This is a genomic window from Frigidibacter albus (assembly GCF_009908165.1).
In the GTDB taxonomy this organism is placed as follows: domain Bacteria; phylum Pseudomonadota; class Alphaproteobacteria; order Rhodobacterales; family Rhodobacteraceae; genus Frigidibacter; species Frigidibacter albus.
In genome coordinates, this window is record NZ_JAAAUC010000008.1 from 139,938 (window position 1) to 163,744 (window position 23,807).

The 23,807-nt window shown below is 68.5% G+C and carries 23 protein-coding genes; 12 read left to right on the forward strand and 11 right to left on the reverse strand.

From position 1 onward, the window contains the following. Positions 1–65: 65 nt before the first annotated feature. The 3 genes from GVY41_RS20205 to GVY41_RS13545 all read right to left on the reverse strand — a co-directional run bounded on the left by GVY41_RS20205 (position 66) and on the right by GVY41_RS13545 (position 2,931). Positions 66–824 carry a hypothetical protein gene (locus tag GVY41_RS20205; protein WP_161347392.1) on the reverse strand — a complete coding sequence of 253 codons (759 nt, stop codon included), beginning with the start codon at positions 822–824 and terminating at the stop codon, positions 66–68. A gap of 102 nt (positions 825–926) precedes the next feature. Next, on the reverse strand, positions 927–1,787 hold the full coding sequence (locus GVY41_RS13540) for a sulfatase-like hydrolase/transferase (RefSeq protein ID WP_161347394.1): 861 nt from the start codon (positions 1,785–1,787) through the stop codon (positions 927–929). 28 nt (positions 1,788–1,815) lie between these two features. Continuing rightward, complete coding sequence (locus tag GVY41_RS13545) at positions 1,816–2,931, reverse strand: tetratricopeptide repeat protein (protein WP_161347396.1); 1,116 nt, start codon at positions 2,929–2,931, stop codon at positions 1,816–1,818. 357 nt (positions 2,932–3,288) lie between these two features. On the opposite strand from GVY41_RS13545, the gene radA reads away from it, so the two are divergent. The 8 genes from radA to GVY41_RS13585 all read left to right on the forward strand — a co-directional run bounded on the left by radA (position 3,289) and on the right by GVY41_RS13585 (position 12,014). Beyond that, positions 3,289–4,653, forward strand: a complete 1,365-nt coding sequence (radA, locus tag GVY41_RS13550; RefSeq protein ID WP_161347398.1) for a DNA repair protein RadA — start codon at positions 3,289–3,291, stop codon at positions 4,651–4,653. A 60-nt stretch (positions 4,654–4,713) separates the two neighbouring features. Then, a complete protein-coding gene (locus GVY41_RS13555; RefSeq protein ID WP_161347400.1) occupies positions 4,714–5,331 on the forward strand; it encodes a CvpA family protein in 618 nt (205 codons plus the stop codon). 264 nt (positions 5,332–5,595) lie between these two features. Beyond that, positions 5,596–7,056 (forward strand): amidophosphoribosyltransferase, encoded by a 1,461-nt coding sequence (purF, locus tag GVY41_RS13560; protein WP_161347402.1) that lies wholly within the window; start codon positions 5,596–5,598, stop codon positions 7,054–7,056. A gap of 63 nt (positions 7,057–7,119) precedes the next feature. Next, a complete protein-coding gene (locus GVY41_RS13565) occupies positions 7,120–8,406 on the forward strand; it encodes a hypothetical protein (RefSeq protein WP_161656906.1) in 1,287 nt (428 codons plus the stop codon). Between the two features lie 89 nt (positions 8,407–8,495). Continuing rightward, the gene (locus GVY41_RS13570; protein WP_161656907.1) at positions 8,496–9,182 is read left to right on the forward strand and encodes an SDR family NAD(P)-dependent oxidoreductase; all 687 of its coding nucleotides are present in this window, start codon (positions 8,496–8,498) and stop codon (positions 9,180–9,182) included. A 113-nt stretch (positions 9,183–9,295) separates the two neighbouring features. Beyond that, positions 9,296–10,081 carry a 5'/3'-nucleotidase SurE gene (gene surE / locus GVY41_RS13575; RefSeq protein WP_161347405.1) on the forward strand — a complete coding sequence of 262 codons (786 nt, stop codon included), beginning with the start codon at positions 9,296–9,298 and terminating at the stop codon, positions 10,079–10,081. Next, the gene (locus tag GVY41_RS13580; protein WP_161347407.1) at positions 10,078–10,737 is read left to right on the forward strand and encodes a protein-L-isoaspartate(D-aspartate) O-methyltransferase; all 660 of its coding nucleotides are present in this window, start codon (positions 10,078–10,080) and stop codon (positions 10,735–10,737) included. The genes surE and GVY41_RS13580 overlap by 4 nt, the downstream gene beginning before the upstream one ends. 65 nt (positions 10,738–10,802) lie before the next feature. Further along, complete coding sequence (locus GVY41_RS13585; RefSeq protein WP_373283304.1) at positions 10,803–12,014, forward strand: LysM peptidoglycan-binding domain-containing protein; 1,212 nt, start codon at positions 10,803–10,805, stop codon at positions 12,012–12,014. A 239-nt stretch (positions 12,015–12,253) separates the two neighbouring features. Here GVY41_RS13585 and GVY41_RS13590 read toward each other — a convergent pair whose 3' ends face one another. The 7 genes from GVY41_RS13590 to GVY41_RS13620 all read right to left on the reverse strand — a co-directional run bounded on the left by GVY41_RS13590 (position 12,254) and on the right by GVY41_RS13620 (position 18,364). After that, positions 12,254–13,096 carry an ATP-binding protein gene (locus tag GVY41_RS13590; protein WP_161347409.1) on the reverse strand — a complete coding sequence of 281 codons (843 nt, stop codon included), beginning with the start codon at positions 13,094–13,096 and terminating at the stop codon, positions 12,254–12,256. Further along, positions 13,093–13,974, reverse strand: a complete 882-nt coding sequence (gene tatC, locus GVY41_RS13595) for a twin-arginine translocase subunit TatC (RefSeq protein WP_161347411.1) — start codon at positions 13,972–13,974, stop codon at positions 13,093–13,095. Before tatC ends, GVY41_RS13590 begins: the two co-directional genes overlap by 4 nt. Next, positions 13,971–14,612 (reverse strand): Sec-independent protein translocase protein TatB, encoded by a 642-nt coding sequence (gene tatB, locus GVY41_RS13600; protein WP_161347413.1) that lies wholly within the window; start codon positions 14,610–14,612, stop codon positions 13,971–13,973. The genes tatC and tatB overlap by 4 nt, the downstream gene beginning before the upstream one ends. Before the next feature lie 68 nt (positions 14,613–14,680). Continuing rightward, positions 14,681–14,941 carry a twin-arginine translocase TatA/TatE family subunit gene (locus tag GVY41_RS13605; RefSeq protein WP_161347415.1) on the reverse strand — a complete coding sequence of 87 codons (261 nt, stop codon included), beginning with the start codon at positions 14,939–14,941 and terminating at the stop codon, positions 14,681–14,683. A 422-nt stretch (positions 14,942–15,363) separates the two neighbouring features. Further along, complete coding sequence (locus GVY41_RS13610) at positions 15,364–16,482, reverse strand: ABC transporter ATP-binding protein (protein ID WP_161347417.1); 1,119 nt, start codon at positions 16,480–16,482, stop codon at positions 15,364–15,366. A 482-nt stretch (positions 16,483–16,964) separates the two neighbouring features. Beyond that, entirely contained in the window at positions 16,965–17,576 is a 612-nt protein-coding gene (locus GVY41_RS13615; RefSeq protein ID WP_205600090.1) for a histidine phosphatase family protein, read from the reverse strand. Positions 17,577–17,587: 11 nt separating this feature from the next. Then, positions 17,588–18,364, reverse strand: a complete 777-nt coding sequence (locus GVY41_RS13620; protein WP_161347419.1) for an SDR family oxidoreductase — start codon at positions 18,362–18,364, stop codon at positions 17,588–17,590. A 196-nt stretch (positions 18,365–18,560) separates the two neighbouring features. On the opposite strand from GVY41_RS13620, the gene GVY41_RS13625 reads away from it, so the two are divergent. The 4 genes from GVY41_RS13625 to GVY41_RS13640 all read left to right on the forward strand — a co-directional run bounded on the left by GVY41_RS13625 (position 18,561) and on the right by GVY41_RS13640 (position 22,868). Then, complete coding sequence (locus tag GVY41_RS13625; protein WP_161347421.1) at positions 18,561–19,601, forward strand: Hint domain-containing protein; 1,041 nt, start codon at positions 18,561–18,563, stop codon at positions 19,599–19,601. Positions 19,602–19,908: 307 nt separating this feature from the next. Further along, positions 19,909–21,513 carry a peptide chain release factor 3 gene (locus GVY41_RS13630; RefSeq protein WP_161347424.1) on the forward strand — a complete coding sequence of 535 codons (1,605 nt, stop codon included), beginning with the start codon at positions 19,909–19,911 and terminating at the stop codon, positions 21,511–21,513. Continuing rightward, entirely contained in the window at positions 21,510–22,304 is a 795-nt protein-coding gene (locus tag GVY41_RS13635) for a hypothetical protein (protein ID WP_229726058.1), read from the forward strand. The genes GVY41_RS13630 and GVY41_RS13635 overlap by 4 nt, the downstream gene beginning before the upstream one ends. An 87-nt stretch (positions 22,305–22,391) precedes the next feature. Beyond that, positions 22,392–22,868 carry a hypothetical protein gene (locus tag GVY41_RS13640; RefSeq protein ID WP_161347426.1) on the forward strand — a complete coding sequence of 159 codons (477 nt, stop codon included), beginning with the start codon at positions 22,392–22,394 and terminating at the stop codon, positions 22,866–22,868. A gap of 91 nt (positions 22,869–22,959) precedes the next feature. On the opposite strand, the gene GVY41_RS13645 is transcribed toward GVY41_RS13640, so the two are convergent. Continuing rightward, positions 22,960–23,769, reverse strand: coding sequence for a transglutaminase-like domain-containing protein (locus tag GVY41_RS13645; RefSeq protein WP_161347428.1), 810 nt, complete (start codon positions 23,767–23,769; stop codon positions 22,960–22,962). Positions 23,770–23,807 lie beyond the last annotated feature (38 nt).

Here is a 23,807-nt window from a genome sequence, read left to right on the forward strand (position 1 = left end):
CGTCTCCTGTTCCTTGGGGGGCACCGGCCCGCCTGCAACCAGCGGGCCGCGCGCCGAAGGGTGTGTCAGCCGTCCGAGTCGGGCGTGCCGTCCATCCCGGTTTGGCTCTCGGGGGGGGCGGTGTCCGGTTTCGGCGCGGCATCGAGGTCGGTCAGCCGCGCCTGCAGTTTTTCGATGCGCTCTTGCAGGAAGGCGCGCAGAGCCTCGGGATCGCGCACCGCGCCAGCCCCACCTGCACCCGCGGCGAGCCCCGCACCCAGACCGGCCCCCAGACCTGCCCCCGCACCGCCAGCACCGCCCGCCGCGCCGCCCAGCCGTTCGGCCAGAAGCTTGCGCAGCATCGGTCGGCCCTGCCCGCCCGCAGCGCCAGCGCCCAGACCGGCACCGCCCAGACCGGCCGCGCCCAGCGCCGGACCCGCCGCGCCGCCAGCCGCCGCCCGCGCCGCCATGATCTCGCGCAGCTTGCCGCCGCCGCCCGCAGCGCCAAGACCGGCACCAAGGCCAGCCCCGGCGCCGGCACCGCCGGCTGCGGCCCGCGCTTCCAGGATCTCGCGCAGCTTGCCACCGCCCGCGCCGCCCGCAGCGCCCAGTCCGGCGCCCAGTCCGGCGCCAAGTCCGGCACCAAGTCCGGCACCAAGCCCGCCTCCCGCGCCACCGGCCGCGGCCCTTGCTGCCAGCAACTCACGCAGCTTGCCGCCACCCCCGGCGCCCAATCCGGCGCCCGGCTGTGCCAGCGGTTGCATCGGCTTGCCTTCGGCCGTGCCACGCAGGGCGCGCAGGCGCTTGAGCGCCTCCAGCCGCTTGTCCTCTTCTGACTCAGACATGTCTTGCCCCTTCTGCCGGGACGGCCCGCCGGCCGGTCCCTGTTCCACCCAGTCCGCCTTGCCTGCCCGGCCCGCACCCATAACGGTCCAGGGCAGGTCCTTTCAGAACACGCTCGCCTTGCGCGGCCGCAGCCCTTCGACGAACGGCACCTCGAACACCTTGGGATGCATCACCGGGCCATGGCCGAAGAACCCGTCCTCGCCAAAGGCCTCGCCGTGATCGCCCATGATCATGAACCAGGTATCGGGCGGCGCCTTGTCGAACAGCGCCCCCAGCAGCCCGTCGAGATATTCGACGCAAGCAATCTGCTGGGCGTGCAGGCCCTTGAGCAGGTCCGAAGCAAAGAAGGTCTCGGCATCCATGTCGCTGCCCTTCTGGGCCATGCCGCCGGCATCGCCGCCCGCCGCCAGCGTCTTGGCGACGCCATGCAGGCCCGAGATGTGGGGCAATTCGTTGTCCCGCAGCATGTAGGGGTAATGGGTTTCGCCAAGGTTGAAGAAATGAAAGCTGGGCTGGTCGCGGCTGAAGCCGATCTCGTCGACCATGCCCTTGAAATCGTTGTGATCCGGCATCAGCCGATAATCGTCGAAGGCGTTGTTCAGCACCGTGAACGGATTCAGCACCGGCATCGAGACGCGCGCCACGGTGCGATAGCCATGCTTCTTCAGCATCCCGGCCAGCGACAGCTGCGGCAGGAAGGTCTCGAACCGCAGGTCGGGAATATCCAGCCGGTCGCTCCAGCGCCGGAAATCGTTCTTGTAGACATCCGAGGCATAGACATGCGCGGGCGAGCTGTGCGGCACCAGCCCCATCAGGAAGGTATAATGCGACGGCGCCGTCCAGGAGGCATAGGAAAAGCGCTGCTCCAGCTCGCCCAGCTTGGCCAGATTGGGGGCCTTTGCGGCGCGGGCGCTGTCGAAACGGCAGCTGTCATAGGTTATGAAAATAAGATTGCGGGGCATAATTTCCTGGCTTTCGGGGACAGTCTCCTCAGCCGGACGCGCGGTCGCGCCGTGACGCGATCCAGTCCCGGACAAGGCTTGGATTGCCGCGCACCTTCTCGGCCAGGGTGCCGGCATGGGCGGCAAGCGCCTCGGCAAGCGCCGCGGCATAGGCCTCGACCGCTTCGGCGCCCTCCGGGGGCTCCTGATCGGCAAGGGCGGCGAGATCGGGGGCGGTGTTGCGCAGTTCCGGTGCGTTCAGCACCAGCGCGCGGTAGCAGGCGGCCGCCTCATCCGGGCGGCCCATGTCGCGGTAGATGTCGCCCATCGCCTTTTGCACAAGGCCCGAGCGGCGGGCGACGCGGCCCAGCGTCATCAACTGGTCCAGCGCCTCGCGGTGCTGGCCCATGGCAGACCGGGCACGGGCGGATTTCACCGCGGCGCGCAGGTTGCCCGGCTTCAGGCGGCCCGCCTCGTCATAGCTCTGCACCGCTTCGGCATGTTGGCCAAGGCCAGCCATCGCCTCGCCCAAAGCCTGCTGCACCGCGGGCTTGTCGGGCGCCAGCAGCGCGGCATCCGTCAGCACAGACCGGGCCTCGGCAAAGCGCTTGGCCTTCAGATGCAGCAGCCCCAGCTGGTAATGCGCCAGCCACAGATCGGGCTTGAGGTCGATGACCCGCTTGTATTCCGCCTCGGCCCGCGCCGCATCGCCGGCATCGCCATGCGCCTTGGCCAGCATGATGCGCACGCCCACATCCTGCGGGCTGCGGGCGGCGGCATCGCGCAGCACCGTCATCGCCTCGCCCTCGCGTCCAGAATCCTTCAGCAGCCGCGCCATCTTGAGATAGGCAAACCCCATCGAGGGATCGAGCGCGACCGCCTCTTCATATTCGACCAGCGCCGCATCGGTCTCGCCCAGATGCTCGCGCGCCTCGGCACTGAACAGCACCGCGGGCGCCAGATCGGGCTTGATCGACAGCGCCACGTCGAAATGCTCCAGCGCCTTGTGATATTCGCCCTCGATCATGAACACCCGGCCGAGGCCGACATGAGCGATGGCGATGCGGGGATTGGCCTCGAGCAGGGCGGTGAACACAGAGCGTGCCGTTTCGGCATCGCCCTGCTGCAACGCGGCAAGCCCCGCCTGGATCTGCCCCCGGAGCAAACCTTGAATCCCGCCCGCAGCACGTTGCTCAAACATCATTGCACCTCAAATATGCGTGCAGCCAATCTGATGGAACTCTCTGCGCAGCTTCAATATTCGCAGAACACTTGTAACCGACACGTGGGTATCTCCACCCTTCCGCCCTACAGCATATCCGTTGCGCGAGTCTAGCCATTCTGCTCCCGCAGGCCGCCGCAGGGACGGAATGTGTTGCAGATCGAGACTGTTACGTCACATAAGATATCTTTGGCACATGTTTGCGCAATCATCTTGCGCATCCATCCAAGGCGGGGGCGCGCCCGGCCGGTGCCCTGCCGCGGCCCTTGAACCGGGGGCGGCGCTCGGGCAGAAGGGGCCATGGCCAAAGCCCCCTCCTCCACCTTCACCTGCACCGCCTGCGGCGCCGTCCACAAGAAATGGGCGGGGCGCTGCGAAGCCTGCGGGGCCTGGAACTCCATCACCGAGGAAGCGCCCTTGTCGGCAGGCGGCGCCAAGGCGCTGTCACAGCGCGGCCGCACCATCCCGTTGACCGATCTTGCCACGGAAGAAGACCCGCCGCCCCGCGTGCGCTGCGGCATGGATGAGTTCGACCGGGTGCTTGGCGGCGGGCTGGTCCCGGCCTCGGCGATCCTGGTGGGCGGCGATCCCGGCATCGGCAAATCCACGCTGCTGCTGCAGGCCACGGCCAGCTTTGCCCGCAACGGGGTGAAGTGCCTCTACATCTCGGGCGAGGAAGCCGCCGCGCAGGTGCGCATGCGCGCGCAGCGACTGGGGCTGTCCGATGCGCCGGTGGGCCTTGGCGCCGAAACCAACCTGCGCGACATCCTCACCACGCTCGATGCCGAACGCCCGGGCCTTGCGGTGATCGATTCGATCCAGACCATGTGGGCCGACACGGTCGAGGCCGCGCCGGGATCGGTCAGCCAGGTCCGCGCCGCCGCGCATGAGCTGGTGACCTTCGCCAAGCGGCGGGGCGTGGCGATCATCCTTGTCGGCCATGTCACCAAGGACGGCCAGATCGCCGGGCCGCGGGTGGTCGAGCATATGGTCGATACCGTGCTCTATTTCGAAGGCGAGCGCGGCCACCAGTTCCGCATCCTGCGCGCGGTGAAGAACCGTTTCGGCCCCGCGGACGAGATCGGGGTGTTCGAGATGACCGGCGGAGGCCTCGCGCAGGTCGCCAACCCCTCGGCGCTGTTCCTCTCGGAACGCGGCCAGGCGCAGCCCGGATCGGCGGTCTTTGCCGGCATCGAGGGCACCCGCCCGGTGCTGACCGAGGTGCAGGCGCTGGTTGCGCCTTCCACCCTCGCCTCGCCGCGGCGCACGGTGGTGGGGCTCGATTCTGGCCGCGTCTCCACCATCCTTGCGGTGCTGGAAGCGCGCTGCGGCATCCCCTTCACCGGGCTCGACGTGTTCCTGAACGTCGCCGGCGGGATGCGCGTCAACGAACCCGCCGCCGACCTTGCCATCGCCGCCGCCCTGCTTTCGGCGCGCGAGGATGTGGCACTTCCGCCAGACATGGCGATATTCGGCGAAATCAGCCTCTCGGGCGCCCTGCGTCCGGTGGGTCAGGCGGAAAACAGGTTGAAAGAAGCGCAGAAACTTGGTTTTTCACAGACGATCGCGCCTGAGCGGACCAAGATCGAAGGCATCGACGGGATGCAGGTGCGCAAGATGTCCGATCTGACGGCATTCGTCGGCGAAATCTTCGGGGCGGGCTGACCCCCTCGGAACAATCAAGGCGGGGTGCAGATCAATGCCCCGCCGAACGGAGCGAGGGGCATGGAAGGTTTTACCGTAATCGACGCGGTCGTGGCAGGTGTGATCCTGCTCTCTGCGATACTGGCCTATAGCCGCGGCCTTGTGCGCGAGATCATGGCGATCCTCGGATGGGTCGCCGCTGCCGTGCTGGCCTTCCTGTTCGCGCCGCAAGTGGAGCCGCTGGTGCGGCAGGTGCCATTCCTGAACGACTTCCTTGGCGAGAGCTGCGAGCTGTCGATCATCGCGGCCTTTGCCGCGGTCTTCGCGCTGAGCCTGGTGGTGGTGTCGATCTTCACGCCGCTCTTTGCCTCGGCCGTGCAGCGCTCGGCGATCGGCGGCATCGACCAGGGGCTTGGCTTCCTGTTCGGCGTGGCGCGGGGGGTGCTGCTGGTGGCAGTGGCCTTCGTGGTCTATGACCGGGTGGTCGTGGATCAATCGGTACCGATGGTGGAGAACTCGCGCTCCAACAGTGTCTTCGCCTCGGTGCAGACCAACCTGGACGAGCGGATGCCCGAGGATGCGCCGGGCTGGATCGTCGGCAAATACGAACAACTGGTCGGCGCCTGCGGCATACCCGCCACAGCACCGGCCGCAGAGCCGGTTCCGGGCAGCACCGCTCCGGCGATCCCGGGCAACTGAGGACGCACCCCTCCTTGCCGCGGCTTTATCATGCCACGGCAAGGAGTTACGGCGCGACCTTGAACCATTTTCTCAACTTGCCCCACCCTCGCGCGCCGCTGCAATGCGGCGCGCTTTTTTCCGCGTTGCAGAGATTCGTGCTTTTGTTCCCGGAAATCGCCCTTAAGTGACATGTCAGGATCGTGACACCGGCCCCAAGGCCGCCTAAATGGTGCCACGCAACCCACCCCCGCGGATTCGGCCGCGGATCTGGAGGCCACGCGCATGCAGCCGTTCCTGAGCCACCCCTTCGACGACGACAAGCTGAAGGAGGAATGCGGGGTCTTCGGCGTGATCGGCGTCGCCGATGCCGCGAACTTCACCGCCCTCGGGATGCACGCGCTGCAGCATCGCGGGCAAGAGGCCGGCGGCATCGTCGCCTATGATCCCGAGACCGGCTTCAACTCGGCCCGCCGCTTCGGCTATGTGCGCGACAATTTCACCAGCCGCGACGTGATGGACACCCTGCCCGGCAGCCTCGCCATCGGCCATGTGCGCTACTCCACCGCCGGGTCGAAGGGCGCCACCGCGATCCGCGACGTGCAGCCGTTCTTCGGCGAGTTCTCGATGGGCGGCGCCGCCATCGCCCATAACGGCAACCTGACCAATGCCGCCGCCCTGCGCCGCGAGCTGATCGAGCGCGGGTCGATCTTCCAATCCTCCTCGGACAGCGAATGCATCATCCATCTGATGGCCCGGTCGATCCAGAAGAACATCTCCGAGCGGATCAAGGACGCGCTGCGCCGGGTCGAGGGCGCCTTTTCCGTCATCGCCATGACCCGCACCAAGCTGATCGGCGTGCGCGACCCGCTTGGGGTGCGCCCGCTGGTTCTGGGCAAGGTCGGCGAGGGTTGGGCGCTGTCGTCGGAAACCTGCGCGCTCGACATCATCGGCGCCGAGTTCATCCGCGAGATCGAGCCCGGCGAGATGGTGGTGATCGAGCATGGCGAGGTCCAGAGCTCGCGCCCATTCGCCCCGGCAAAGTCACGGTTCTGCATCTTCGAACATGTGTATTTCAGCCGCCCGGATTCGATCCTGGGCGGCCGTTCCGTCTATGAGACCCGCCGCCAGATCGGGGTGGAACTGGCCATCGAGGCGCCGGTGGATGCCGACCTCGTCTGCCCGGTGCCCGATAGTGGCACCCCGGCTGCCATCGGCTACAGCCAGCAATCGGGCATCCCCTATGCGATGGGGATCATCCGCAACCAGTATATGGGCCGGACCTTCATCGAGCCGACGGAAAGCATCCGTAACATGGGTGTGCGGCTGAAGCTGAACGTCAACCGGGCGCTGATCAAGGGCAAGCGGGTGATCCTGGTCGACGACTCGGTCGTGCGCGGCACCACCAGCCGCAAGATCAAGGACATGATCATCGACGCCGGCGCCGCCGAGGTGCATTTCCGCATCGCCAGCCCGCCAACCGCCTGGCCCTGCTTCTACGGGGTCGACACACCCGACCGCGACAAGCTGCTGGCGGCGCGGATGAGCGAGGAAGAGATGCGCGAATGGATCGGGGTCGACAGCCTGAAGTTCATCTCGCTGGATGGACTGTATCGCGCTGCGGGCGCCGCGAATGGCCGCGACAATGCCAGCCCGCAATATTGCGACGCCTGTTTCTCGGGCGAGTATCCGGTGGCCCCGGCCGACCAGATCGAGAACGGGTTCCGGATGAAGGCGGCGGAGTAGAGTTCCCCGCCACGTATCAGTTCCGGCAGGTGGCCCTTCCCCCCGAAGGGCAGAACGGCCCCCTTGACGGACATGACCGGGTTGCCCGAGGGTTCCGAAATCACGTCAGGCACGGATGCTGCGGCCCTCGCCGCCGGATCGGCGCTTGACCTGTCGCGCTATCGCAAGCTTGCGGTCTATATCGGCATGGGCCAGTCCTTCATCGATGGCGTCGGTCATGGCAACCTGCGCGAGACCACGCAGGCCATCGCGCCGGGCCGGGCCGTGACGACCAGGACCAGCGGCGACCTGCAGAACCTGCTGCCCGACCGCGCCTATTCCGGGCTCTACGACACCGGCACCGGGCGCGGCAGGGAAACGCCCCTTCTTCAAGCCAGCGCCGGGATCCTGCCCGCGCTTGAGCCCGATGAAGGCCTGCTGACGATGAATTTCGGCCGCGGCGGCTTTGGCTATGCCAAGCTGCGCAAGACTGGCAGCACGGCGGTCTATGACAACTGGCTGCGCGCGATTGACCAGCAGCAGCGCTACGCCGCCAGCGCCGGGCTGACGCTGACGCGGCTGTTCGTCTCCTGGGTTCACGGCCATGCCGATGGCAAGCTTTCGGCGGCAGAGTATCAGGCGAACCTGCTGGAACTGCTGGGCGATCTGGCGGCGGACTTTGCCAGCCGCGCGCCGGGGGCCGAGACTCTGATCTGCCTGAGCCAACTGGCCTGCCGCGCGGGAGGCGAGCGCTTTGCCGTGGGGCTGGCGCAGCACCATGCCGCGCAGGCCGAACCGCGGATCCTGATGGCCTGCCCGGAATACCCGATCGCGCGCGTCGATGGCACCCATATGACCGGGGCAGGATATGCGCTGCTGGGGGCCTATCATGGCCGCGCGATCCGCAAGACCCTGCAATGCGGCGCCAAGTGGCAGCCCCTGCACATGGCCAGCGCCGAGCGCATCGGCGCCAGCGTGCGGGTGCGGTTCGCGGGCGGCGAGGGCGACCTGACCTTCGACGCCCACAGGCCCGATCAGGGCGCGGTCGTGATGGGGGTGCGCCCGCTGGCCGACAGGGGCTTTACCTGGGTGCAGTCGGGCGGCACCGAGGCAGCGATCACCGGGGTTGCGCTTACCGGGCGGCGCGAGATTACCATCGGGTTGTCGGCCGATCCGGGCGCTTCGGCCTGCGCCAGGCTGATCCTGGGTGCCACGCCGGCGGGCGGCAGCGGCCAGGAGGGATTTGTCGGCGGGGACCCGGCCACGGCGACCGGCGGGGCCACGAACATCCGCACCATCGGCACGGATACCGACGCCTGGGGCCGGGTGCTGCATGACTGGGCGCTGCTGTCCGAGATCGAGGTGGTGTAGCGCGGGTTGAGCGACGGCGGCGCGCGATTTTGCCGCGGAGATGAGGCGGCTCTTGCCATGCGCCGCGCCCGGTGCCAGAAGCCCCGGCCATGACCGATAGCGCAACGCCCCCCGCCCCCATCGCCCCGAAACCCGCCCCCAAACTGGCCCTGATCACCGGCGCCTCGCGCGGGCTTGGCGCGGCGATGGCCGAGGCGCTGGCCGCACAGGGCTGGCATGTGATGGCCGTCGCCCGCACCACCGGCGCGCTGGAAGAGCTCGATGACCGCATCCAGGCGGCTGGCGGGCAGGCGACACTGGCGCCGATGGACGTGAATGACCCCGCGGCGATGGCGCATCTGGCCAGCGCGATTGCGAACCGCTGGGGCAGCCTGCAGCTGTGGGTGCATACGGCAGTCCACGCCGCGCCGCTGGCGCCGGCCGCGCATATGGATGCCAAGGACATGGCGAAATCGGTGGCGACGAACCTCACCGCCACCGCCACGCTGATCGGCGTGCTGGAGCCGCTGCTGCGCGCGGGCAAGGGCACCGCGCTGATGCTGGACGATCCGCGCGGCGGCGAGAAGTTCTTCGGCAGCTATGGCGCCACCAAGGCTGCGCAGATGGCGCTGGTGCGCAGCTGGCAGGCCGAGACAGTGAAGATCGGCCCGCGGGTGGTGATCGCCGAGCCGGCGCCGATGGCGACCGCGACCCGCGCGCGGTTCTATCCCGGCGAGGACCGTGCGCCGCTGGCCGATACCCGCGCCGAGGCAGAGCGGCTGATCGCGCTGCTGTAACGCGCGAAACGCCTTGCCGTATTGAGCTTTCGGGCCGCGATCCGGCCCGCACCGCTTTACCCCTGCCGCCCGCTCGTCTAAGCAGGGCGCAACAGCGGCAACCGGGCGGACCCATGCGGATTCTCATCACCAATGACGACGGCATCAACGCGCGCGGGCTTGAGGTTCTGACCGAGATCGCGACCGAAATCGCCGGCCCGGAGGGCGAGGTCTGGACCGTCGCCCCGGCCTTCGAGCAGTCTGGCGTCGCGCATTGCATCAGCTACACCCACCCGATGATGATCGCCAAGCTGGCCCCGCGCCGCTTTGCCGCCGAGGGCTCGCCGGCCGATTGCGTGCTGGCGGGGCTCTTCGACGTGCTGGAGGGCGCGCGGCCCGATCTGGTGCTGTCGGGGGTGAACCGCGGCAACAACTCGGGCGAGAATGCGATGTATTCGGGCACGCTTGGCGGCGCGATGGAAGCGGCGCTGCAGGGGCTGCCGGCGATTGCGCTGTCGCAGTTCATGGGGCCCGAGACGAACGAGCTGGATGACCCGTTCGAGGCGGCGCGGGTGCATGGCGCGGCGCTGGTGCGCAAGCTGCTGGACCACGGCCTCTGGGACGACAGCGATTACCGGCTGTTCTACAGCATCAACTTCCCCCCCGTCGGCGCCGCGGCGGTCAAGGGGATGCGGGTTGCCGCACAGGGCTTCCGCCGGGATACCAGCTTCGGGGTCGAGCCGCATATCTCGCCCTCGGGGCGCAAGTTCCTGTGGATCAAGGGCGGCGCGCAGCACGCGCCCACCCTGCCCGGCACCGATGTCGCGGTGAACCTTGACGGCTACATCTCGGTCACCCCGATGCGCGCCGACCTGACCGCCCATGACGCGATGGACGCGCTGGAGGCTGCGCTGACATGACAGGCGCGCCCGGGCAGGAGGAGGAGGCCGAGCGCAAGATGCGCTTCCTCTATACGCTCCGGTCCAAGGGCGTGACCGATGCGCGGGTGCTGTCGGCGATGGAAAAGGTGGATCGCGGGGCCTTCGTGAAGGGCCTCTTTGCCGAACGCGCCTATGAGGACATGCCGCTGCCGATCGCCTGCGGGCAGACCATCAGCCAGCCCTCCGTCGTGGGGCTGATGACGCTGGCGCTGGAGGTCAGCCCGCGCGACAAGGTGCTGGAGGTGGGCACCGGGTCCGGCTATCAGGCCGCCATCCTCAGCCATCTGGCACGGCGGATCTACACGGTGGACCGCCACCGACGGCTGGTGCGCGAGGCGGATGCGCTGTTCCGGGCGCTGAACCTGCCCAACATCACCGCCATTGTCGGCGATGGCAGCCACGGCCTGCCCGATCAGGCGCCGTTCGACCGCATCATCGTGACCGCTGCGGCCGAAGATCCGCCAGGGCCGCTCTTGGCCCAGTTGCGGATCGGCGGTATCATGGTGCTGCCGGTGGGGCAGTCGGATACGGTGCAGAGCCTGATCAAGGTCAGGCGCAGCGCCGCAGGGTACGAGTATGAGGAACTTCGCCCGGTGCGCTTCGTGCCGCTGGTCGAGGGGCTGGGTCAGGACTGACCTTGAATGCGACCACGGGGCCCGGCCAACAGGGCCCGATCAACAGATGTGACGAGGAACGAGCCATGCCGCGGATGATCCCTGACACGATGCAGACCCTTGCAGCGCCCCGCCGCAGGGCGGCCCTTGCCGGCCTGTCGCTGCTGGCGCTGGCGGCCTGCCAGCAGGGCGCAGGCGGGGGCGTGGGCGGCATGGGCGGCGGGTTCGACATGGACCTGCGCAGCCTCGGCGACGGGTTCAGCACCTCGGAGGCCGCGCGCGGCGCGGTGGCTCCGCGGCCCGAGCCCGATGGGCGCGGCGTGATCTCCTACCCCAACTATCAGGTGGCGGTCGCCGGGCGTGGCGACACGGTGCGCACGGTTGCGGCCCGGGTCGGCGTCGGCGCGGATGAGCTGGCGCGCTACAATGCCGTGTCGGCCGATGCGACGCTGAACCCCGGCGAGGTGCTGGCGCTGCCGGGCCGCGTGGCATCGGCCGCCCCTGTCACCGGCGCCAGCATCACTGGCGGGCCCATCGACATCACCACCATCGCCTCGGGCGCCATCGACCGGGCGCAGGTGCCGGGCGGCACCGTGGCGGCGGCGCCTGCCCCCGTGGGCGCAGAGCCGGTGCGCCACCGCGTTGTGCGCGGCGAGACCGCCTACACCATCGCACGGGCCTACGGTGTGTCCGTGCGCTCGCTGGCCGACTGGAACGGGCTCAGCGGCGAGATGACGGTGCGCGAGGGGCAGTATCTGCTGATCCCGGTGGTGGTGGCGGGCGTGACCCAGCCCGCCAACGCCACCTCGGCCCCCGGGCAAGGCACAGCGACGCCGACCCCGCCCTCGGCCTCGCAGCCGCTGCCCGAAGAGCAGACGGTGACCGCCAACACCCCGGTGGCAACGCCGCCCGCGCCTGACCTTGGCGGCCAGACGGCGGCCTCGGCCAGCGCGAAATTCGTGATGCCGGTGCAGGGCAGCATCATCCGCGGCTATGCGCCCAAGAAGAATGACGGCATCGACATCTCTGCCGCTGCCGGGGCCACGGTGAAGGCCGCGGATGCCGGCACGGTCGCGGCGATCACCAAGGACACCGATCAGGTGCCGATCCTGGTGATCCGCCACCCCAACAACCTGCTGACGGTCTATGCCAATATCGACGGGATCACCGTAGCCAAGGGCGCCACCGTGGCGCGCGGGCAGGCCATCGCCAAGGTGCGGGCGGGAAGCCCGGCCTTCATGCATTTCGAGGTGCGCGACGGCTATGACAGCGTCGATCCGATGAAGTATCTGCAGTAGGGGCACACCTCCTTTTGCCCGGAACAAGGCGCTTTAGCGCCGCCGGGCAGCGCCCGTCCGCCCCCTCGGGCGGGCGCTTTCAACGGTTCCGCCTAGAAATTCGGTGGAAGTGGGTTGAAACATAAAGCGCCTAGAACTGCTGTTGTGCGCCCACCCGGCGGACAGGCGCCGCCCTCTGACCGCGCCTCGTTGGTTGGAAAGGGATGAAGATCGGCAGAAGCAGGACGGCTACCGCCCCCCTAGATCCGCACGCCCTCGCGCCCCGCCAGATCCGTGAAGAACTGCCAGGCCACGCGGCCCGACCGCCCCCCGCGGGTCGCCTGCCATTCGATGGCCTCGGCGCGCAGGCGCTCTTCGCTGATCGCCAGACCGTAGCTGTCGCAATAGCCGCGGATCATCGCCAGGTAGTCATCCTGGTCGCAGGGGTGGAAGCCGAGCCACAGGCCGAAGCGGTCGGACAGCGAGACCTTTTCCTCGACCGCCTCGGAGGGGCTGATCGCGGTGGAGCGTTCATTCTCGATCATGTCGCGGGGCATCAGGTGGCGGCGGTTCGAGGTGGCGTAGAACAGCACATTCTCGGGCCGACCCTCGATGCCGCCATCCAGCACCGCCTTCAGCGATTTGTAATGCTGGTCGTCATGGCTGAACGACAGGTCGTCGCAGAACAGCACGAACCGGTGGCTGCGGGCGGCGCGCAGATGCGCCAGAAGGCGGCCGACGGTGGGCAGATCGTCCCGCGCCAGCTCCACCAGTTTCAGCGGCAGCCCCTCGGCCAGCACGGCGGCGTGAACCGCCTTGACCAGCGAGGATTTCCCCATCCCGCGCGCGCCCCACAGCAGGGCGTTGTTGGCGGGCAGGCCGCGGGCGAACTGGCGGGTGTTGTCCAGCAGCGTATCGCGCGAGCGGTTGATGCCGACCAGCAGCGACAGGTCCACCCGCGAGACCTTCGGCACCGGGGCAAGCCGGTCGGGCGCCACCTGCCACAGGAAGGCGTCGGCGGCGCCGAAATCCGGGCTGCGCTGCGGCGGGGGCGCGAGGCGCTCCAGCGCCTCGGCGATGCGAGTGAGGGCATCCTCGGTCATCTGGTCTCGACTTCGTCCTCGTCATCCTCGACCCAGAGGCCCTGGGCGCGCAGATCGGCCTCGCGCCGCTTCTCGATGCGGCGGACCAGCAGGATGGAGACCTCGTAGAGGCCATAGACCACGGTGAACAGCACGAGCTGGCTGATCACGTCGGGCGGCGTGGCGACGGCGGCCAGCAGCAGGATCGCCACCACGGCATAGCGGCGGGTGGCGGCGAGGCCCTTCGATCCCACCAGCCCGGCCTTGCCCATCAGCGTCAGCAGCACCGGCAGCTGGAAGCAGAGGCCGAAGGCCAGGATGAACTTGATGGTCAGGCCCAGATATTCCTGTACCGAGCCCTGGAAGATGATCCCCGCCTCGGCCAGCGAGGTGCCGGCCTCGGTCGCGCCGGGAATGGCGGTGCCGGGGATGTCGGGCAGCATCGGGCCCTGCTGGAAGCCGAGGAAGAAGCTGAAGGCCATCGGCAGGATCGCGTAATAGGCGAAGGCCGCCCCGACGATGAACATCGCCGGCGAAGCGACGAGGAACGGCAGGAAGGCGTTCTTCTCGGCCCTGTAGAGCCCCGGCGCCACGAAGCGCCACAGCTGGTAGCCGATCACCGGGAAGGCCAGAACGAAACCGCCCATGAACGAGATGCTGACGGCGACGAAGAAGCCTTCCTGCAGCTTGATCAAGTAGAGCCCGCATTCCTGCCCGCGATCGGCCAGCGCGTTGCAGACCGGGACGGTCAGGAAATTGAAGATCGGGTTCCAGACGAAGAAGCACAGGCACATCGCGCCGATGAAGGCGACGGCGGCCCAGATCAGGCGGGTGCGCAGTTCGGCCAGATGCTCGATCAGCGGGGCAGAGCTGTCCTCGATATCGTCCTGCGCGCTCATGCGTCACCCTTGTCGGTCTTGGCGCGTTTGGCACGCTTGGGCGCCGGGGCCTCGGCGGCCTCGGCTGAGGCCGTCGCCTTCGGCTTGGCGGATTTCGCGGGCTTTTCGGCTTTTGCAGCAGGCGTTTCGGCAGGCGTTTCCGGCGGGGCCGGGCGGCTGCGGGTCTTGGCGATGCGCTTCACAGGGGTCTCGGGGGCAGGCGCCGCGGGATCGGGCAAGGCCACCGGCGGTTCCACCGGGGCGGCCGTGCGCGCCGCAGCGGCGGCCGCGCGCTCATCGGCCAGCGCCTGGGTCGCGGGGCCCATCGGCTTGGGGGCAGCGGTCGCGGCCGGTTTCGCCTGCGTCTGGCTGCCCGGCAGCTTCGGCTCCCATTTCTCGAACTTGTCGGCGGCTTTTTCCAGCGCGTCGAGGCCGAGGGCCTTCTTCGAGGTGGCGGCCTTCAGATCCTTGCCAAGATCCTTCACGCCCGACTCGCGCGCCGCATCGTCCATCGCCCGCGAAAACTCGCGCGCCATGCCGCGGGCCTTGCCGGTCATCCGCCCCAGGGTGCGGAACATGACCGGAAGATCCTTGGGCCCCACCACGATCAACGCGACGACGCCGATGACCAGAAGCTCGCTCCAGCCGATGTCAAACATTGCTCATGCGTCCCGCAAACGGTTTCATCGGCAGACCCTAACCCGGCAGGGCGCCGGGGGCCAGCAGCTCAGATCCGGTCTTTCTCGGGCTGGATCGGGGTCGCCACCTGGGTCGGCTGCGGGTTCACATGCGGCGGGATCACGTCGCGCGGCGCAGGCTCGGTGCCGGCGGTCTCGACCTCGTCGGTGCTGTCCTTGACGCCGCGCTTGAAGGCGGTGATGCCCTTGCCGACTTCGCCCATCAGGGACGAGATCTTGCCGCGGCCGAACAGGACCAGCACCACGACGGCGATCAGCAGAAGGCCGGGCAGGCCGATATTGTTGAGCATGTCATTCTCCCCTCGGGCCACACATCGGGCCCGTTGTCTCCGCAAACATTTATGACCTCGGGCCGCGCAATCAAAGCCCGATTCCGGTCTGGGGCCGGATTATTTTGTCACAAGGGCGGGAAGTTGCCTCGGTTGCAGCTGCGAGGATCGCTGTCAGAGGGCAGCACGCGTCCGCCGGGTGGGCGAGCACCAGAAGTTCTAGGCACTTTATGGTGCGGCCTTCCTCCACAGGATTTCTAGGCGGAGCGGTTGAGTAGCGCCCGCCCGAGGGGGGTGATGAGCGACAAGAAATCCTCCAGTGGAGGATTTCCGCGAAGAACGCCCGGCCGAAAACGCGCAGCTTGGGCCGGGCCGGAAGGCGGGCGCTGCCCGGCGGCGCCAAGGCGCCTTGATTCCGGGCAAGAAAAGGGTTCGCGGAGCCCCTAGCCCTGCGCGGGGAAGACAAAACACCGATCCCGCCGCACGGTCAGCCAGAGCGGCGTGCCGGGCCGCGGCAGGAACACGTTGGGCACGCTGGCCTTCAGCACCCGGCCGTCGAAATCCATGCGGAACTCCACCAGGCTCTCGCGGCCCAGAAAGCGCGCGCGCTCGACGATGCCGCGCGCGGGGGTGCCGTCCTGCACGGTGGGATTGGGTCCGCGGCCATTGCGGTCGAAGTCGATCTTCAGGTGCTGCGGGCGGAAGATGATGTCGACCCTGGTGCCATCGGGCAGGCCCGGGGTCAGGAAGGCGCCGAAGGGTGTGTCGGTCAGCGCGCCCTGCACGCGGCCGCCGATGACGTTCACATCGGAAAAGAACCCCGCCGCCGCCCGGTCCACCGGCGCATTGTAGAGGTTGTAGGGCGCGCCCATCTGCACGATCCGCCCGCCGCGCATCAGCGCGATCTGGTCGGCCATGCGCATCGCCTCATGCGGCTCATGGGTGACCAGCAGAACCGCCGCGCCGGCCTCCTTCAGCAAGCTCAGCGTCTCATCGCGGATGCCGTCGCGCAGGCGTTCGTCAAGGCCCGAGAACGGCTCGTCCATCAGCATGATCCGCGGTTTCGGCGCCAGCGCCCGGGCCAGCGCCACCCGCTGCTGCTCGCCGCCCGACAGCTCATGCGGGAACATGTCGATGTAGCGGGACATATGGACCCGTTCCAGCAACTCGCCCACGCGGCCGCGCTTGTCGCCGCGGGCGCCCTTCAGGCCGAAGCCGACATTGTCGGCGACCGACAGATGCGGGAACAGCGCGAAATCCTGGAACATCAGGCCGATGGAGCGGCCTTCGGGCGGCACCCGGTAGAGGGTGTCGCAGATCAGCTTGCCGTCGACGAAGATCTTGCCCTCGTCCTGCATGTCCACCCCGGCGATGATGCGCAGCGTGGTCGATTTGCCGCAGCCCGACTGGCCCAGAAGGCAGGTCACCTGCCCCGGCTCGATGGTCAGCGACACGTCATCCACGACCGCGCGGCCGCCGAAGCGGCGGGTGAGGTGCTGCACGTCCAGCCGCGGGGCAGGGATGTTTGCGGGTTGGGACAACCGGTTTCCGATCAATTCCATCGGGTTTTGCGGGGGCCGAGATAGCAGGCAGGGGGCTGTGCTGCAAGCGGTGGCAGGGGGAGGGAAGGTCGCAGGCAGAGGTTCGGCTGGCGGCCTTGGTGCGCCGCTGCCCCGCCCGCCTTGGCGAAGGCCATCGCCTTCGCCACACGCTGCCCTCTCCACCCACACCGGACGGGCCCCCAAAGGGCCCGGCCAGCGCCCGCCCTCCCGGCCCGGCCACGGGCCGGGCGTTCTTCGCGGAAATCTTCCACTGGAAGATTTCTTTTCGCTCATCACCCCTCGGCGGGCGCTTCTCGCCCGCCAGGTCGGGCGCTGTCCTCACCCGGTCTCGTGTTGCCAGCGGCTCCGGTCGCTTTCGTCTCGCACGGGCGGGGCGAGGCAATGCCTCGCCTTCTTCCGCCCGACCCGAGCGGCTCGCAGGCTGCAAGAGGATGGGATTGAGAGGTCCCGACAGCTGCACAAGCCGCACGCGCCCCGCCCCCTCACAACCCCGCGACCGTCTCCATCGCCCGCCAGGAATGCACCGGCACCAGATCGGGCAGCGTCACGGCCCAGACCTGGCCGCCGCCATGCGGCTGGTCCTCGGCGCGCGAGATCAGGCGGCCCGCCAGATGGCACCACAGCAGCGTGCCGATGCCGCCATGGCCGACCAGCAGCAGGTCGCCCACCTGCCTGTCCGGGCAGGTGCCCCCGGCGCGCACCGGCGTCAGCAGGCGGCACAGCGCATCCGCGGCGCGGGCCTGCGCGTCCACCGCCCGCTCCCAGCCCTCGATGCTGTCTTCGGGATGGGCGAACAGCGCGCTCGCCAGCTCCTCATGCCGGGCATGGGGCACATGGCCGGTGGCGGAGCGGTCGATCTCGCCCATGCCTTCGGCGATCTCGACCGTCAGCCCCAGAGATTCGGCAAGATAGGCGGCGGTTTCCCGCGCCCTGCGCTCGGCGCTGGCAATGATCCGCGTGGTGCCGGCCGGCCAGCCGAGGCTGGCGATCACCCGCATCCGGGCGCGGCCGCGGGCCCGCAGGCCCCAGTCCGGCACCGGCACCTCGGGGTCGCAGGCGACCTCGGGATGCGACAGATAGCGCAGCACCGGCACCGGGGCGCCCCCTAGACGGTGGCGTTATGGGCGCCGCCGTCCAGAGAGATGTTCTGGCCGACGATGAACCCGGCATGGGCGGAACACAGGAAGGCACACATCGCCCCGAACTCGGCAGCGGTGCCATAGCGGCGCGCGGGGATGGTGGCGGCGCGCTTGACGCGCGCCTCGGCCATGGTCAGCCCCTCGGCGGCGGACACGCCCCGGTCCAGCGCATCGGCGCGGTCGGTGTCATGGATGCCGGGCAGCAGGTTGTTGATCGTCACCCCCATCGGCGCCACCTGCCGCGCGGTGCCGGCGACAAAGCCGGTCAAGCCGGCGCGGGCAGAGTTCGACAGCCCAAGCTGCGCAATCGGCGATTTCACCGAGTTCGAGGTGATGTTGACCACCCTGCCCCAGCCACGGTCGATCATCCCCGGCATCAGCGCCTGCATCAGCGCGATCGGCGTCAGCATGTTGGCGTCGAGCGCCTTGATGAAATCGTCGCGGCTCCAGTCGGACCACATGCCTGGCGGCGGACCGCCGGCATTGGTCACCAGGATGTCCACCGCCCCCGCAGCCTCCAGCACCTTGGCGCGGCCCTCGGGCGTGGTGATGTCGGCGGCAATCGCGGTCACCTGCACGCCCTTGGCGCGCAGGGTCTCGGCGGTTGCCTCCAGCGCCTCGGCGCCGCGGGCGTTGATGACCAGATCGACGCCCGCCTCTGCCAGCGCCTCGGCGCAGCCCCGGCCAAGCCCCTTCGATGCCGCCGTCACCAGCGCGCGCCGGCCCCTGATCCCAAGATCCATATCCGTCATTCCTTCGTCTGTCTTTGAGGGCGCAGCCCGCAATCGTCGCGTGTTGCGAAACAAATCCACGGGCTGCGCCACATTTTCGCCCGTGGTTGACCCTTATGAAACCAATCTGATAGCCCAGTCTTCAGATAAACCCCTTGAAGTCGCAAGATGCCCGCGTCCTGACGTCGCCACAAGCCCGGACAAGATGATGACCCGCCCCGCCGCCCCGCCCCCGCCGCCCGACGGCACCACCCCTGCCCTTCCTGGGCTGGCCGCGCAGGTGTTTCCGGCGGATGTCCTGCAGGTGGTCGCAGGCGCCAATCAGGGCGACGGCGTTGCCGAGCCCGACCTTTGCGAGGCCGGCGACATCTACCGCCTGCATCGCAGCGCGCGGCCCCTGCGGCTGATGCTGTGCCCGCAAACCGGCGACGGGCAGGCGCAGACCGTGGCCGAAGGGTCTGACATCGGCGCGCCCGGCGACCGGGTGACGCTGCTGTCGCTGCTGACGCTGATGGCCCCCGATGCCGACAAGCTGGAGGTGCTGGTGATCCGCCACGACGCCTCGGACCGGCATTTCGCGCTGCCGCTGTCGCCCGTCGCGCCGCGCACCGACTATACGCTGCTGACCGTCAGCCCGCCCCCGCCCGATGTGCGGCTGTCGGACATGGTCTGCGTGTCCTTCACCCGCGGCACGATGATTGCCATGGCGGGCGGCGCGCAAAAGCCGGTGGAGCAGCTGGTGGTCGGCGACCGCGTGCTGACCCGCGACAACGGCCCGCAAGCGATCCGCTGGCTGGGCCATGCGACGCTGCGCGCCTCGGGCAGCTTCGCACCCGTCGTCATCAGCCGCGGCACGCTTGGCAATGCCGGCGACCTGATCGTCAGCCAGCATCACCGCATCTTCCTCTATCAGCGCGGCGAGCAGCGGGTGGGCGGCACCGCCGAGCTGCTGGTGCAGGCCAAGCATCTGGTGGATGGGGAATCGATCTGGCTGCGCGAGGGCGGGTTCGTCGACTACTTCAGCCTGGTCTTCGACCACCATGAGATCATCTATGCCGAGGGCATCCCGTGTGAGAGTCTGCTGGTGAGCGAGGCGACGCTGAGCCTGCTGCCGCAGGCATTTTCGGCGGAAGTGCGGGCGCGGTTCCCCGGCCTCAGCCAGCGCCAGCATTTCGGGACCGAGGCGTCGCGCACCGCGCTGGATGCCATTGGCCGGGACGCGCTGCTGCGGGGACGGCGGCGGGACTGAAGTGGTTTTGTCGCCGTGAAGTCACTGTCAGAGGGCAGCGCCCGTCCGCCGGGTGGGCGGCTACGGTGGTTCTCGGCGCTTTATGGTGCGGCTTACCTCCACGCGCGTTCTAGGCGCTGGCGTGGAAAGCGCCCGCCCGAGGGGGCGGACGGGCGCTGCCCGGCGGCGCCAAGGCGCCTTGATTCCGGGCGAAGAAGCGTCGGTCATAGCTCGCGCTCCAGCCTTCTCCCGGAAGCCCGAACCAGCCCACCCCCTCCCCCTTCCGCAGCGATGGACGCAGCCCGCGGCATCGGCTACACCGCGCCCCATGCTCGACCAATCCAACCGCCCCGCCCTTCCGCCCGAAATTGCCCGCCGCCGGACCTTTGCGATCATCTCGCATCCCGACGCCGGCAAGACCACGCTGACCGAGAAGTTCCTGCTGTTCGGCGGCGCGATCCAGATGGCCGGGCAGGTCCGTGCCAAGGGCGAGGCGCGGCGCACAAGGTCCGACTTCATGAAGATGGAGCAGGAGCGCGGGATCTCGGTGTCCGCCTCGGCGATGAGCTTTGAGTACAAGGGCTGGCGGTTCAACCTGGTGGACACGCCCGGCCACTCGGATTTCTCGGAAGACACCTACCGCACGCTGACGGCGGTCGATGCCGCGATCATGGTGATCGACGGCGCCAAGGGCGTGGAGAGCCAGACCCGCAAGCTGTTCGAGGTCTGCCGCCTGCGCGATCTGCCGATCCTGACCTTCTGCAACAAGATGGACCGGGAAAGCCGCGACACCTTCGAGATCATCGACGAGATCCAGGAGAACCTCGCCATCGACGTGGCGCCCGCCAGCTGGCCGATCGGCATGGGCCGCGATTTCCTGGGCTGCTATGACATCGTGCATGACCGGCTGGAGTTGATCGACCGCGCCGACCGCAACCGGGTGGCGGAATCGATCAAGATCAACGGGCTGGACGATCCGCTGCTGGCCGAACACGTGCCCGCCGAGCAGCTGGCGACCCTGCGCGACGAGCTGGAGATGGCGCGCGAATTGCTGCCCGCCTTCGACCGGCAAAGCTTCCTCGAGGGGCACATGACCCCGATCTGGTTCGGGTCCGCCATCAACTCGTTCGGCGTGCGCGAGCTGATGGACGGCATGGGCGAGTTCGGCCCCGAGCCGCAGCCGCAAAAGGCCGCCGAGCGCCAGATCGCGGCCGATGAGACCGCCGTCACCGGCTTCGTCTTCAAGGTGCAGGCCAACATGGACCCCAAGCACCGCGACCGGGTGGCGTTCGTGCGCCTCGCCTCGGGGCATTTCGAGCGCGGGATGAAGCTGCTGCATGTGCGCAGCAAGAAGCAGATGTCGGTGTCGAACCCGGTGCTGTTCCTTGCTGCCGACCGCGAGCTGGCCGAGGAGGCCTGGGCGGGCGACATCATCGGCATCCCCAACCACGGCCAGCTGCGGATCGGCGACGGGCTGACCGAGGGCGAGAACCTGCGCTTCACCGGCATCCCCTCCTTCGCGCCCGAGCTGCTGCAGACGGTGCGCGCGGGCGATCCGATGAAGGCCAAGCATCTGGAAAAGGCACTGATGCAATTCGCCGAGGAGGGCGCGGCCAAGGTGTTCAAGCCCGCCATCGGGTCAGGCTTCATCGTCGGCGTCGTCGGCGCGCTGCAATTCGAGGTGCTGGCGAGCCGGATCGAGCAGGAATATTCCCTGCCCGTGCGCTTCGAGGGCAGCCAGTTCACCTCGGCCCGCTGGGTCACCGGGCCCAAGGCCGAGGTGGACCGTTTCACCAACATCAACAAGCAGCATATCGCCCATGACCATGACGGCGACATCGTGTTCCTGACCCGGTTGCAGTGGGACATCGACCGCATCGTGCGCGACTTCCCCGAGCTGCGGCTGACCGCGACGAAGGAAATGATGGTGTGACCGGCCCCGCCGACCTTGGCCCCGCCGAACCTGGCCCCGCCGACCCTGGGCTGACCTATCCCGGCGGCAGCGAGGCGTTGACGGCCCTGTGGCAAAAGCGCCGCGCGCCGATGGGACTGGCCGCGGGCGAGGCGCTGCCGCTGGAGTTCGACCTGGCGGCGCTGGCGCAGCAGCTGGTGCCCGCAGAACTGCCGCCGCAGCCGCGCCGCGCCTCGAGCCATATGCGCAAGTTCAGGCTGCTGGCGGCGGAACACGCCGGGCGCAGCGAGCTGGAGCTGCTGAACGCTCTGTGCATCGCCCACCTGCGCCGGCGCAGCTTTCCGGCCGAGGCGCCGCTGCTGTTCCACCGGATCTGGGAGGAGCAGGGCGAGACCCTGCTGACCACGCTGTCCACCCGCTGGCTGATCTCCAGCATCATAACCTTTGCCGATCATGGCCGGACCGAGCCACAGCGCCGTCTGGGCCAGTCGCTGAACGTGCTGTTCTCGGTGATGAAGCTCTACGAATATGAACGCCTGCATTCGGGGTTCGAGCCGGACCAGCCCTTCCGGCTGAACAAGCGTGCCAAGGGCCCGCTGCCGATGGAGATGCCAGGCTTTTCGCTGACGCATGGCGAGCTCGACGTCAACCTGCTGGCGCCGATCTGGGCCGAGGCGCTGGAGGTGCCGGTGGCCGGCCCGCTGGCCTGCCAGCTGCTGGAGCGGCTGAACGCCGACAGCGGCACGCTGTTCCGGCGCCTTGCGGTGATGCGCGACAAGCTGCGCGCCCGCAAGGGCGGCGACGCGGAATGATGGCGCGGAGTGATGGCGTGAGGAGAGTGATGGTGCTGCTGGCGATCCGTGCTAGGGGTGGTCTTTCCCCAACCCCGGAGCAGCCGCATGGCCGATACCAAACGGATCGTCGAGACGATCGAGACCTCTGACGATCCGGCGCAGCTGCGGCGGTTCATGGCGAATGCCCGGCAGAAGAAGGCGGCGGAGCTTTACGATCTGGCCTTCCGCCGGCTGCTGGAGGTGCTGCCCGATCCCGCGCCCGGCACGGTGGAGGGCGACATGTGGCGGTCTGTCCATGCGCTGGAGCAGGTGCTGACCGAAGAACGCGGCAAGGCGGCGCGGCTGACGCGGACGCGGGCCAAGCTGACCAAGGGCGGCGCGATCCCGGTCTTGCGCGACTTCGACGCCAATCCCGAACTGGAGGGCGGCTTTGCGCTGCTGATCGCCCGCAAGCTGGCGGAATTCACCGGCGAGGCGGTGGTGCTGCGCCATGCGGCGAGCTTTGCCGCCGAGGTGGTGAGCGCGGCGCGCGACCGGCTGGAAGAGGCTGGGGTCGAGACCGAGGCGATGGGCGCGGCCTGACGGTGCGGCGTTCGGGTCGGGCGCTCATATGCCCGCCCCGGCCGGAAAATCACCGCCCTGAAAGCGTCAGTCGGCCGAGGCCGGCGCCCCCTCAGCCCTCCCAGACCTCATCGGTCCAGACCTTGAAGCTTTTCAGCATATGCGGCCCGAACGAGTTCAGCAGCGGCACATCGGCCGCATCGCGTCCGCGGGCCACGACGATCCGGCCGATGCGCGGGATATTGTTGCGCGCGTCGAAGGTCCACCAGCGCCCGCCCAGATACACCTCCATCCAGGCCGCGAAATCGCCCTCGCCCGCGGGCGGCACGCCGATATCGCCGAGGTAGCCGTTCACATAGCGCGCCGGGATGTTCATCGCGCGGCACAGCGTCACCGACAGATGCGCGAAGTCGCGGCACACGCCCTTGCGTTCCTGCCAGGCCTCATAGGCGGTGCGGGTGGACCGGGCATCCATGTAGTTGAAGGTGATGTGGTTGTGGACGTAATCGCAGATCGCCTGCACCCGGCCCCAGCCCGGCGCGACGTTGCCGAACAGGTCCCAGGCGGTCTGGCTCATCCGGTCGGTCTCGCAATAGCGGCTGCCCATCAGGTAGAGCAGCGTCTCATCGGGCAGCGCCGCGATCGGGATCTCGTTCGCCTCGGGCGCATGGACATCGGGCTGACCGCTGTCGCGCAGGGTGGCGTCATAGCTGAAGGTGAAATCGCCTGCAGGGGCCACGAAGCGGCGGCACAGATTGCCGAAAAGGTCGAAGTAGTTGTGCATCGGCACTTGCGGGTTCGTCAGTTGCACCTCGGGCGCGACCAGATCGGCATGGCGCTCGATATGCGGCGAGACGAGGCACACCATCGGGGTGGGCTGATCGCAAGTGATGGTGAATTCATGGCCGAAACGGATGAGCATGATTTGTTATTCTTTCCAGACCGGCACAAGAGAAGGGT

Coding starts and splice junctions, on each gene's coding strand:
- GVY41_RS20205 (WP_161347392.1), bottom strand. CDS start 824: ATGTCTGAGTCAGAAGAGGACAAGCGGCTGGAGGCGCTCAAGCGCCTG.
- GVY41_RS13540 (WP_161347394.1), bottom strand. CDS start 1,787: ATGCCCCGCAATCTTATTTTCATAACCTATGACAGCTGCCGTTTCGAC.
- radA (WP_161347398.1), top strand. CDS start 3,289: ATGGCCAAAGCCCCCTCCTCCACCTTCACCTGCACCGCCTGCGGCGCC.
- GVY41_RS13555 (WP_161347400.1), top strand. CDS start 4,714: ATGGAAGGTTTTACCGTAATCGACGCGGTCGTGGCAGGTGTGATCCTG.
- purF (WP_161347402.1), top strand. CDS start 5,596: ATGCAGCCGTTCCTGAGCCACCCCTTCGACGACGACAAGCTGAAGGAG.
- GVY41_RS13570 (WP_161656907.1), top strand. CDS start 8,496: ATGACCGATAGCGCAACGCCCCCCGCCCCCATCGCCCCGAAACCCGCC.
- surE (WP_161347405.1), top strand. CDS start 9,296: ATGCGGATTCTCATCACCAATGACGACGGCATCAACGCGCGCGGGCTT.
- GVY41_RS13580 (WP_161347407.1), top strand. CDS start 10,078: ATGACAGGCGCGCCCGGGCAGGAGGAGGAGGCCGAGCGCAAGATGCGC.
- GVY41_RS13585 (WP_373283304.1), top strand. CDS start 10,803: ATGCCGCGGATGATCCCTGACACGATGCAGACCCTTGCAGCGCCCCGC.
- GVY41_RS13590 (WP_161347409.1), bottom strand. CDS start 13,096: ATGACCGAGGATGCCCTCACTCGCATCGCCGAGGCGCTGGAGCGCCTC.
- tatC (WP_161347411.1), bottom strand. CDS start 13,974: ATGAGCGCGCAGGACGATATCGAGGACAGCTCTGCCCCGCTGATCGAG.
- tatB (WP_161347413.1), bottom strand. CDS start 14,612: ATGTTTGACATCGGCTGGAGCGAGCTTCTGGTCATCGGCGTCGTCGCG.
- GVY41_RS13605 (WP_161347415.1), bottom strand. CDS start 14,941: ATGCTCAACAATATCGGCCTGCCCGGCCTTCTGCTGATCGCCGTCGTG.
- GVY41_RS13610 (WP_161347417.1), bottom strand. CDS start 16,482: ATGGAATTGATCGGAAACCGGTTGTCCCAACCCGCAAACATCCCTGCC.
- GVY41_RS13620 (WP_161347419.1), bottom strand. CDS start 18,364: ATGGATCTTGGGATCAGGGGCCGGCGCGCGCTGGTGACGGCGGCATCG.
- GVY41_RS13625 (WP_161347421.1), top strand. CDS start 18,561: ATGACCCGCCCCGCCGCCCCGCCCCCGCCGCCCGACGGCACCACCCCT.
- GVY41_RS13630 (WP_161347424.1), top strand. CDS start 19,909: ATGCTCGACCAATCCAACCGCCCCGCCCTTCCGCCCGAAATTGCCCGC.
- GVY41_RS13640 (WP_161347426.1), top strand. CDS start 22,392: ATGGCCGATACCAAACGGATCGTCGAGACGATCGAGACCTCTGACGAT.
- GVY41_RS13645 (WP_161347428.1), bottom strand. CDS start 23,769: ATGCTCATCCGTTTCGGCCATGAATTCACCATCACTTGCGATCAGCCC.